At 60.7% G+C, this 10,418-nt stretch carries 4 protein-coding genes; 3 read left to right on the top strand and 1 reads right to left on the bottom strand.

The genetic code is table 11. The features are described 5' to 3' along the window. Positions 1 to 6,706 (bottom strand): peroxidase family protein (locus DRB19_RS27560; RefSeq protein ID WP_114189177.1); only part of this gene is annotated, 6,706 nt, incomplete at its 3' end. A 376-nt stretch (positions 6,707 to 7,082) separates the two neighbouring features. On the opposite strand from DRB19_RS27560, the gene DRB19_RS27555 reads away from it, so the two are divergent. The 3 genes from DRB19_RS27555 (at position 7,083) to DRB19_RS27545 (ending at position 10,247) form a co-directional block, all read left to right on the top strand. Further along, positions 7,083 to 8,504 carry a sensor histidine kinase gene (locus DRB19_RS27555; RefSeq protein ID WP_114189176.1) on the top strand — a complete coding sequence of 474 codons (1,422 nt, stop codon included), beginning with the start codon at positions 7,083 to 7,085 and terminating at the stop codon, positions 8,502 to 8,504. After that, complete coding sequence (locus DRB19_RS27550; RefSeq protein ID WP_114189175.1) at positions 8,494 to 9,156, top strand: response regulator; 663 nt, start codon at positions 8,494 to 8,496, stop codon at positions 9,154 to 9,156. Before DRB19_RS27555 ends, DRB19_RS27550 begins: the two co-directional genes overlap by 11 nt. A gap of 464 nt (positions 9,157 to 9,620) precedes the next feature. Continuing rightward, positions 9,621 to 10,247 (top strand): AfsR/SARP family transcriptional regulator, encoded by a 627-nt coding sequence (locus tag DRB19_RS27545; RefSeq protein WP_114189174.1) that lies wholly within the window; start codon positions 9,621 to 9,623, stop codon positions 10,245 to 10,247. Positions 10,248 to 10,418 lie beyond the last annotated feature (171 nt).

Raw genomic sequence — 10,418 nt, 5'->3', positions numbered from 1 at the left:
CGTTGCCGCGGCCGCCCCACATGAGGTCGGCGCCCTGGCCGCCGTGGAAGCGGTCGTTGCCGGCGCCGCCCCACATGCGGTCGTCGCCTGCCCCGCCCCAGAGCCGGTCGTGGCCGCCCCCGCCATGGCACTCCAGCCCCGCCACCGGCTGCTCTCCCACCGGAGGCTGATCCACCGGAGGTACCGGCGCCGGGGGCTGATCCACCGGAGGCTGAGACACCGGAGGCTGCTCCTCAGGAGGAACCGGAGCCGACGGCGTGTTCTGAACCGTGATCGTCACGTTGCCTTGGTCGTAGTTGCCGCGCCCGTCCTTCACGAGGTAGGTGAAGGAAGCTGTGCCGGTGAAGCCAGGCTTGGGCGTGAAGGTGATCGTGCCATCTGCGTTGAGCATCACCTCGCCGTGCTCGCCCTCGTCAACCGAGACGATGCATAGCTCGTCTCCGTCCATGTCAACGTCATTGGCGAGCAGCGCCGCCGCCGTGAGGTTGAGGACTTCACCCTTCTTAACAGTGAAGCTGTCGTCGGCGGCGACGATCTCGACCGGCAATTCGACGTCGTCCGGCGTGCATTCGCGGACGATCGGGTTGCGCGAGCCCACATAAGTAATCTTGTGGGTGGGGCTGACGAGCGTGGTGGTGCCGTCCTCATTGTCGGTGCGGGTGAAGTCGGTGAGCGCCATGCCCAGAGGCAGTTCGATCACGTCCTGCTCGCGCAGAGTTCCCACGATGGTGTCGGTGCCGCCGTTGGACCGGAACACGATACGGTGCGCCGACTGCAGGCTCGAGATGTCGACGGTGTCGTCGCCCTCGTTGCCGTTGATCGTGATGGTGCTGAAGTTCAGGCTCGTCGGGTTGAAGTTGCCGACAGCCTGCACCGTATCGTTGCCGGCGCCGGTGTTGATCGTGATCTCCTCGATGTTGTCGAGTTCCGCGATGACATTGCCGTTGCGGGTGATCACGATCTCCGTGTCGGCCTTCAACCCGGCGATACCGGCGGCGATAGCCTCGGCCTTGGCGTAGACCACGAAGGTCTCGGCTGCGTTACTGCCGGTGACGACAAAGCGATCGAGGGTGCCTGCACCTCCGTCGACGAAGTCCCGGCCGTCGTTGGCAATCTCGAAGCCGAAGAACGTGGTGACGCCCCAGGTTATCGTATCGTTGCCGGCTCCGGCGAAGACGAGATCGTTGCCCTGGCCGCCAGACAGGGTGCTGTTGGCCCCGTCGCCGATCAGGATGTTGTCGCCGTCGTTGCCGTTGATGGCTCCGGTGGTGTCACGGGTGACCGTCACGTTGGCAGTATCGGTCGCGTTCGCGGCACCGGATCCGTCGTTGGCCGTGTAGGTGAACGCGCCGCCGGCAGTGCCGGTATCGGTCAGGGTAACCGAACCCGGGTTCGCCGTCAGCGAAGCCGTGAGGCCGTTGACAGCACTGAGCGCGGTGACGTCCAGCGCGGCACCCTCTCCGTCGGTGTCGTTGGCCAGCAGGGCCCATTCTGGGACGATGAACGGCGCCGTCGTGAAGTTGGTGAACACGGTGTCGTTATTCGCCACTGGCGCGTCATTGACTGCGATCACGTTTACCGTGGTGGTCGCCACGTTGCTGACCAGGAGACCGTCGTTCACCGTCACTTGGATGACGCGGCTTCCCGCTACCGGGTTCTGGGATCCGTTGCTGAACGTCACCGCCTGAATGGCGCTTTGGTAGGCCGCCAGGGAGGCCACGCCGGTCAGATCTACGGTGATCTGGCCTGCCGCTGAGGTGACGACTGCAGCGATCCCCGCTGGAAGCGTGCCGACGGTGAGGACGTCGCTGGCCTGGGCGTTGGTGAGCACGATCCGGGCCGATACCATCTGGGATGTGTCATCGACGATGCTGGAATGGTTCGCGATCGCCACCCCTGTGCTACCCTCGGTGAACGAGGTCGCATAGTTGACCGAGGGAGCGATCGCAGGCCTGAAGAAGTCGACCGCGACGTTGTCGATGGTCACTACGTCATTGCTGCTGCCGAAGAAGCCGCCATTTTCGAATGAAGTTGCGACAAACCGAATGGCAGCGTTGGCGGTGAACGGTCCGGTTAGGTCAAAGGTTCGGAGCGTGTTCGCGCCATCGCCGGTGATCCGGCCGAGTTCAACGAAGTTGTTTGGATTTCCATCAGGGGAGAACTGGATGGAAACGTAGTCGTCGTTCTCGAGGTTGGCGGGGTCGGCATTGAAGCTTAGGCGAGCGATGGCAAGACCATCGAGATTGACCGCACGCGTGATGGTTGCACCGTCGCCTTCCTGGAACCGCAATGCCTGATTGCTCAGGACGATCTGTCCATTCGCGCCGGAGTTGGTGCCGTCGGCAGTTTCCACCCAGCTTGAAGTCCAGGCCGCCGTTCCGTCCGATCCCACGTAGTTCGCGGGATTGAAGTCGTCGCGATAGTTCCCTGCATCGAAAGCGTGGAGGGATAGCTTCGGTGGGGTGATCGAGACTTCTTGGTCGGCAAACTTCAGCTTCTCGATGTTGAAAAGCCTATCCGTTCCGTCCGAGACCCTGTTCCCGCCATCGACAGGATTGACTGCGTCCGACACTGTGACGTGTTCGACGGTGATGCTGCCGTCCGCATTTTGGGAGATGCTATAGTTAGCTCTCACGTCCCAGTAGACCGCGACGTCCTTATCTCCGGCTTTCTCGCTGTCCAGGAGCTCGCGAACGATCTTGAGCTGGCTGCCCCGGATTTCACCGGAGAACATGCGGGCCTGGATCTGGTCGAGGGAGTCGACGCTGAAGGTCTCGAACGTCTGGCCGCGCGAGGCGTCGGCACTGACCTCGATACGGACATTGAGCCACTTGTCGCCGTCGATGATGTCGTTGCCGCCACCGCCGGTGATGGTGTCGCTGCCGCCGCCGCCCAGGATGATGTCCGAGGCATCGGCGGTGTCCATGACGATCGTCTCGGTCTTGCCGGCGACGGTGACCGTCGTCCGCTCGAGATGGGCCACGAGCTTGTCGAGGCCGTTGATCAGCGCGACGTTCTTCTCCAACAGGGCGTTGGAGTAGGAGTCGAGGGGTGCACCCGGATCGACCTGGGTGGCGTTGCCGTCCGCATCATATGCGCCCTGCACGATGTCGCGGCCGGTCAGCTTGTCGTTGTGGTTCCAGCCCGACAGTCCTTCCACCAGGTCGAACCGGTCCCGGAGGATGTTGTTCTGCTGGTTCTGGAAGATCGAGATCGTCATGTCCGAGTCAGCGGCCTGGTTGTTCCCCTTATGGATCGCCCAGTCGAAGCCGGCCATGCCGTTGTTGCGCTCGATGCCCTGGCCCTGGATCATGATGTCGTCGCCGGACTCGGCGTCGTAGTCGTTGTCGTTCCCGCGACCGTTCAGGACGTCGTGGCCGATGATGGTGGAGTTGAAGAACAGCTCGGAGTTCTCGCCCGCCAGGGTGTCGAAGCTGTCGCCGCCTTCGATCCAGTCGTCGCCCTCGTTGCCGGCCAGCATGCTGCCGCCCGTGCTGCCGCGGATGAAGTCGTTATCCAGGCCGCCGGAGACCGTCTTGCCCTCGGTGCCGCCGTAGATGAAGTCGCTGCCGCGTCCGCCGAAGACCAGGTCGAGGCCGCTGCCCGGGTTGATGACGTCATCGCCGTCGTCGCCGTGGATCACGTCGGCCGCGCCGACATCGGTGCCGCTGTCGGTGATGATGTCATGGCCCTTGCCGCCGTGGAGGTGGTCGACGCCGTAGCCGCCTTCGAGGCGGTCGTTGCCGTCGTCGCCCCACAGGGTGTCGTCGCCTTCGCCGCCGATGAGGGTGTCGTCCTCGTTGGTTCCGCCAAGAACGACATGGTCCGTGCCAGTGTAACGCAGGTAGTCGGCATCCCCGTCGCCATCGACGTCTTTGCGGACGACCATGGGGCTGATGCTGTCGAGGACCGGGTTGGAGTGCCTCGGGTCAGCGCCGATCTGCTTCGTCCGATCCATTTCGAGGATGTAGTCCGCCGTTTGGAAGGCGGAGCCGTTGACGTGGGTCGAGTTGTGCTCGCCAAGGCTGGTGTTGCGCATGATGAGCTGCGCGAAGGAGTCGGCCTCGAGCTCGTTGAGAAGGTTCAGGCCCTGCGTGCGGCTGAGGTAGTAGAACCGGTCGCCCGCCTGGAGCGCCTCCATCTGGTACTCGAACACGTAGGTGAAGGTGGAGCCCAGCATGGAGCCGAACGTCATCTTCTTCTCGGCCAGACCGCCGATCCAGAAGTCGACGTTGTTGAGGCCGCCCAGGGACCCGCCTGTATAGGAGCCAGTGGCGTTCAGGAAGTCGAGACGGTCCGTCGGGGCGTCATTACCGCCTAAAACCAGCAGGGTCGCGGCGGCACGCTTGGCCTCTGCGGTCTGCGCGCTGACGATGGACTGGTGTGTGCCATAGGCCGCGATGAAGTTGATCAGCGAGGCCGGAGTCTTGAGGGAAAGCGCGAAATCGTACCAGCTCTCATAGGGCTTGACGCGGCTGTCCTGGGTGTCCTCGTAGAATTGCCGCCTGGCCTCGTTGAGCGAAGGAACGCCTGTTTCGCGAGCGCGGGCGATGTTGACCGCGCCAAGATCCAGCGGGAGACCAACCAGGTTGTTGCGCAGGGCGTCCGTCAGGTACTCGTCGATCTCGTTGCCGACTTGGCGCGTCATGCCGCGGAGGATGACTCCGGCCGCGTCATCCGGGTTCGTGCCCGCGTTTCCGAATGCGATCGGGTTGAGGAAGGCTTCGATCAGGCCAATTTCCTTCGCCACGGGGCCGTTGGCGCCCATGGAGATCATGTCGATACTGTCGGTCAGCATCGAGTGGCCGAAGCGGTAGACCACGTGAGCGAACTCGGCCACGATAGCGCCATCGATGGTCGTCGTGTTCGAGAACACGAAAGGATCCACATCAGGTGCGGCGGCGCGGGCGAATTCCTCGAAGACCAGGTGCTGGTAGACCATCTCGGTCGAGAACCGGGCTGCTTGGAACAGGCGCTCACCATCCCATTGCAGGCCTTCGCCCGATGCCGGGAAGGGGGAGCCCGCCGGCAACTTGACCGTGAGCCACTCGTTCAGGAAGGCGAGATCGCCGGATTCCAGTGCGATCGCCTTCGTCTCTTCGATCATGCGATTGTGTTCGGAGTGGAACACATGATGGATCGAGGTGAGGCCGATGTTCTCGTTGCCGCGCCCGTCGCCCACGATGACGTGGCGATCGAGCAGCTCGTTGTCGTAGGAGACCTTACGGCCGCGATAGTCCATCTCGATTGAATTGCCGGCATCGGTATCGGCATCTGGCTGAACGACGGCAGTTGTTTGGGTTACCGGATTGCCGTCAGCATCGTAAACGGTGCCAGGAGCCGCATTATGCGCAATGTCGTTCAAGAAGGCACGGCCGGCCGAGTTTGCCAAGGACGCGGCCAAAGGCTGGCCGACGCTGGTTTCCGTTGGGCCCCCATTGATCATTACCAGTTGTGGGAAGCCGTTGGTGCCGCGCACGAACTCGCCGTACATGTCGGTGAGTACGGCGGGGACGCGCAGGACATCGATATCAGTAAGAATGATGCCGAGCTTCGTCGCTGCCTGCTCCTTGACGTCCGCCCAGGTGGCAGGGCCGCCGTTCTTGCCTTCGAGCATGCGCCCAGTCGCGACCGGCTTGCCGTCGACAAGAGCATATTCGCGCAGGAAGACTTGGTGGGACGGGTTGGATGTATAAACCTGGTTGAGGTCGATCCACGGCGTGGTCTCGTTCCTCTGCCCGACGATATCGTCCGCCGTGTTGAGCTGCCCGTCCGCACCCGGATCCCGTGCGACGGTCGCTCGGGTCAGGACCATGAAGTTGGTTGAGCTTCCCGCAACGTAGAGCGGGTCATCGGAGCTCAGGGGGATGTAGACGGTGCCGTTGTCGCCCTTGCTGACGAGGTCGAGTCCGTGGTCAAAGAACTGACCGAAGAGAGTGAAGAAGCCATTGAAGGGCGCTGTGTCTCCGAGATCCGCCGAGACGTTCGGGATCACGACCGTGTCGCCCTCCATCGCGACGCCGAGGGCGTCTTGCATGGCGTCGTATGCAGCCTTCTTTGCTTCCGAGGCAGTCGTAACGACGGATTGGGCGCTCACCTTCGCAGCCTTCGCTGCATCCAGTGCGGCTTGCGCGGCTGCCGGGTCGGCCGGGTTACGGCCCAGGGCCATTTCTGCGGCAGTCACGTTTGCAGTCGCTTGGGCAAGGGTCTTCTCGGCGACTTCGCACGCCTTGTAGGCGGTCACCGCGGCATTGTAGGTGGAAAGGTTCGTAGGGACGTTGAGGACCGCGTACGGGTCCTCATGACCCATATTGGTCAGCGCGCTGATGATCGTAGCAGGATTGCCGATCGTCTGATCCGAGAGCAGGTTCGAGATCAACCGCGGGTCCGAATCGTACACGTCGCCGGAGTTTTGGTAATGAGTTCCGGTCGTGCCTGCCGGTGCACCGGGGCGGTGCAGACCCGCAGGCATCGTCTCGCCAGGAACATATACCGGATCGAGCAGGCGCGGCATGACTTGATCGGCAGAGCCGCTCCATTCATGGCCCGGGGTCAGGTTGTTGTAGCTGCCGTTGACCGTGCGCAGGCCATAGGGAAGCAAGTCATGGCCCACCAGGTCGGTGAGCGGCGTTCCTGCCGTGTGAGCTTCGGCGATCTTGATCTGCTTCAGGATGAATTCAAGATCGTGTCTGACGAGTTGCACCATGATAGTCTCCAGCCCTTGATGTCTGCCGCAAATTTGACGGCCGCTGGACACATGTTGGGCGGAACCAGAGAGGCTTCGCTAGACGGTCTGAGGACCTATGGATGGTCTCTGGACCAGGGTCCGAGACAGGTCTCTCATCCCCTTCAGACTTTAGTCTTTTCGATCCTAACTACCTAAAGATCATAATAATTTTGTACAATTGGAGAGCAGAGAGTGATTGGTTGCGGCCTAGGCCCTCGATCGCAACGTCATCCGCAAGGGAATACCCCTTTTGGATAGGCTTAACCCGGAGGAGCTGCTACGTTAGGCAGAAAGCAGTCCTAAGCTTGCCGTAAATATCGACGCGCTGAAGATCCAATATTTAAGGCTGTTTGTCTTGTATCTGTCTTACCAATCCACGCCGGCTGAGATTTCCAAACGTGTTCTGGGCTTCAAGCCGAGCCTCGCACAGCAGTTTCTCATTGTGGCGACGGGCGTCCTGTTGCTCGGGATGTTCGCCATGGGAGCCTGGGTCACCAGGAGAATCGAGAAGGGGGTAGCCGACGTCGCGGCTGCCTCCGCCGCCCTCTACATCAATAACTTCATTGCTCCGCACCTGCAGGAGCTCGCGACGGGTGATGTCCTGTCCGACAACAGCATTCGGAACCTCAACGAGGCGATGAAGCGGCCATCTGTTCGGACGCACGTCACGTCCATCAAGATCTGGAAGCAGGATGGGCTGATCGTCTACAGCTCCGAGAAAGACCTCATAGGACGGTCATTTCCGCAAAATCCCAACCCGAGAAAGGCATGGAGCGGCGAGGTCACGGCCGAGTTCGACGATCTGTACCATGAGGAAGATGCGCGGGAACGGGCCAAGGGCATTCCTCTGCTCGAAGTGTTTACGCCGATACGCGACGCACACAGCGGAGAGGTGATTGCCGTTCTTGAGTTCCATGAGCGCGCCGAGGTGCTGAAGGCTCATCTTGACGAGGACAGATGGCGCAGTTGGATGATCACGGCCTTGATCACCTTGGCCATGATCGGCGCCTTGTTCGTGATCGTCGCGGACGGCAGCAAAACGATCGACCAGCAGCGGGCCGCATTGGCAGAACGGGTTTCCCAGTTGTCGCGCCTGCTGCAGCAGAACCAAGCCCTACGGGCACGTATCGAACGTGCTGCGAGAAGCGCCACAGAGGACAACGAGCGACTCATGCGTCGCCTGGGATACGACCTGCATGACGGGATTGCGCAGCTGATCAGTCTGGCGCTGGTGCGCCTCGATCGCGTTCAACACACTGAGCAGAGCAGCGATAATATCGGCAAGATCCAGAAGGCGCTTTCGGACGCACTGACTGACATTCGGAACCTCTGTCGAGGCTTGCTCCTACCCGAAATTCAGGATCTTACCCTCGCGGACGCTCTTATGCTCATGGTGCGCCATCATGAGCGTCGGACAGGGACCGCAGTCAGCTGCAATATTTCTGGTCTTCCGGCGGAGGCGCCGCAGTTCGTAAAGATTTCCTTGTGCCGGTTTGTCCAGGAGGGTCTCAACAATGCATTCAAGCACGCCGGCGGCGAGGGCCAGCAGGTTTGTGCGTCATGGGATGGCGAGACGATCACGATCGAAGTTGCAGACGAGGGGCCTGGAATGAGCGTTCCTGATGATCCTGGCGATGAGATTCACCTTGGACTTAGGGGGCTTCGCGATCGTATCGAGAGCATCGGTGGCGTGATGAACGTCAGAAGTACATTGGGCGCAGGCACGTGCGTTGCAGCATGCATAACGCTTATAGCAAGAGGGTCAAATGACGGATAAAATTCGAGTCGCGGTCGTTGATGACCACCCCCTTTACAGGGACGGAGTCGTTTTCGGATTGGAATTCGAGCCTGACATCGAAGTCGTTGCGCAGGGCGAGTCCGCCGAGGATGCTATTCAGATAGCCCGTGATGTAGCCCCCCATATTCTCTTGCTTGACATGAACATGCCGGGCGGCGGGATCAATGCCGCGGCCAAGATCGCGCAACGGAGCCCGGGCACCAAGACATTGATGCTGACGGTCGTCGACGACGAAGAAGAAGTCCGAAACGCATTGCAGCGGGGAGCGCGAGGCTATCTCCTGAAAGGAGCCAGCAGTTCCGAGCTAGTGCAGGCAATCCGGCTGGTCAACAAAGGCCAGAACTACGTCTCGCCCAGCTTCGCCATGCGACTTCTAACGGGCCAGGGCAACGGAGAGAGCAACACCAGCCGGCCGCCAAAGAGGTTTCCTGAGTTGTCCGCTCGCGAAGAAGAAATCCTGCTTCTGATCGTGCAAGGGATGAGCAACAGGCTCATCGGCAATGAAGTGGGGCTGAGCGAAAAAACCGTCAAAGGGTATGTGACGAGGATTATGGAAAAGCTTCACGTGCAAAACCGGGTCGAAGCCGCCTTGGTGGCAACGGACCGCATGGCAGAGCAGCAGGATCGATAGTGTCGGGCCGGGTCATTTTTGCATGTACGTGTTATTTGCTGCGTGCCCATAACAAAAATCGTATTGCGCAAGGTCTTTGTCCAAGCAGCGAATACTTGCCACTGGTTCCCTTCGCGGTCATCTGATGAGAACAATATTACGATAGGGCTAAATAACTTTTGTCTCATGTGAATTATCACTTTGTTATTGTTGATTGTCCTAGTATTCCCCTTCAAGGGGATACTCGCACCGGGATGAAACGTGTCTGCGGACGCTGGGGGCAAATGATCGCGGAAGGCATCGAGGTGGTAGGAGAGGGGCGGTGTTGGATCGGACGCTTTGATCTGCTCAGGAGCCGCGCCAGAACACGGGTGGATCTCCCCGTGAAAAACTGCCATCGGGATCGAGCATGGTTTGCCATAGCCGCCGTAGCTCCGCTTTCGGCGTTGCACTCGTTGCCAGTCTCCGCTCGTTGAAGCCCGACGATGAACACAACGAACCAACAATCTTCCATCGAGATCTACTGCCTTGGCGGATTCTCAATCCGGATCAACGGAGATAAGCTCGGTGCGAGCCAAGGGAAGGCGCAACGGAAGCCCTTGGAACTGCTGTGGTCTCTCATTATTGCTAATGGCCGAGGTCTGTTGATGGATCTGCTGGCGGATCAACTGTGGCCGGATCTTGACGGAGACCGCGCTCTTCACACCCTGCGCACCACAATTTATCGCCTGCGCAAGCTGATTGGAACGGACGCCATTGTTCTCGAGGACGATCACGTTCGGCTCGACACGCAGCACGTTGCGACGGACCTGGGGCGCTTATGGACAGCCTTGGCGCATATGCGAAACACCCAGCTGACAGAGACCGAGCGCCTGGACGCCTTCGACCAAGCCTTGCGGCTTTATCGCGGTCCCCTCTTGCCTGGCGTAGCGCTGGAGAATGTCGCTGAAGAGCGGAGCAGGCTCGCCAGTGTGCTCTTGAACGAGGCTCTGGCCTTTCTGTTGACCCTCGATCCTACAGGTCCTGCTGCGGCGCTCCGGGCGCATCGGTTGCGAACGCTCGCTCCCGGCGTCACCCTCCCTGACGCGCTGAACAGACTCTGGCCCGCCTGAGCGCTTTAGCGCCGAGCCACAGGGAGTTGCGCATGCCTATGGCGAACGAACCCGTCTCTGGTCTCAGGTGCCATGCCGAGCAGCGTCAATGGACGTCCGGTATTGATTATTCGTTGTTGGCGCGGTCGAGGGCGAGGCATTCCTGGAGGAACTCGCTCTTGTAGGCGGCGC

Source organism: Microvirga aerophila (assembly GCF_003332305.1).
GTDB classification, from domain to species: Bacteria; Pseudomonadota; Alphaproteobacteria; order Rhizobiales; family Beijerinckiaceae; genus Microvirga; species Microvirga aerophila.
Note: the sequence above shows the minus strand (reverse complement) of the source record. Positions and strands in the feature narration are given on the sequence as shown.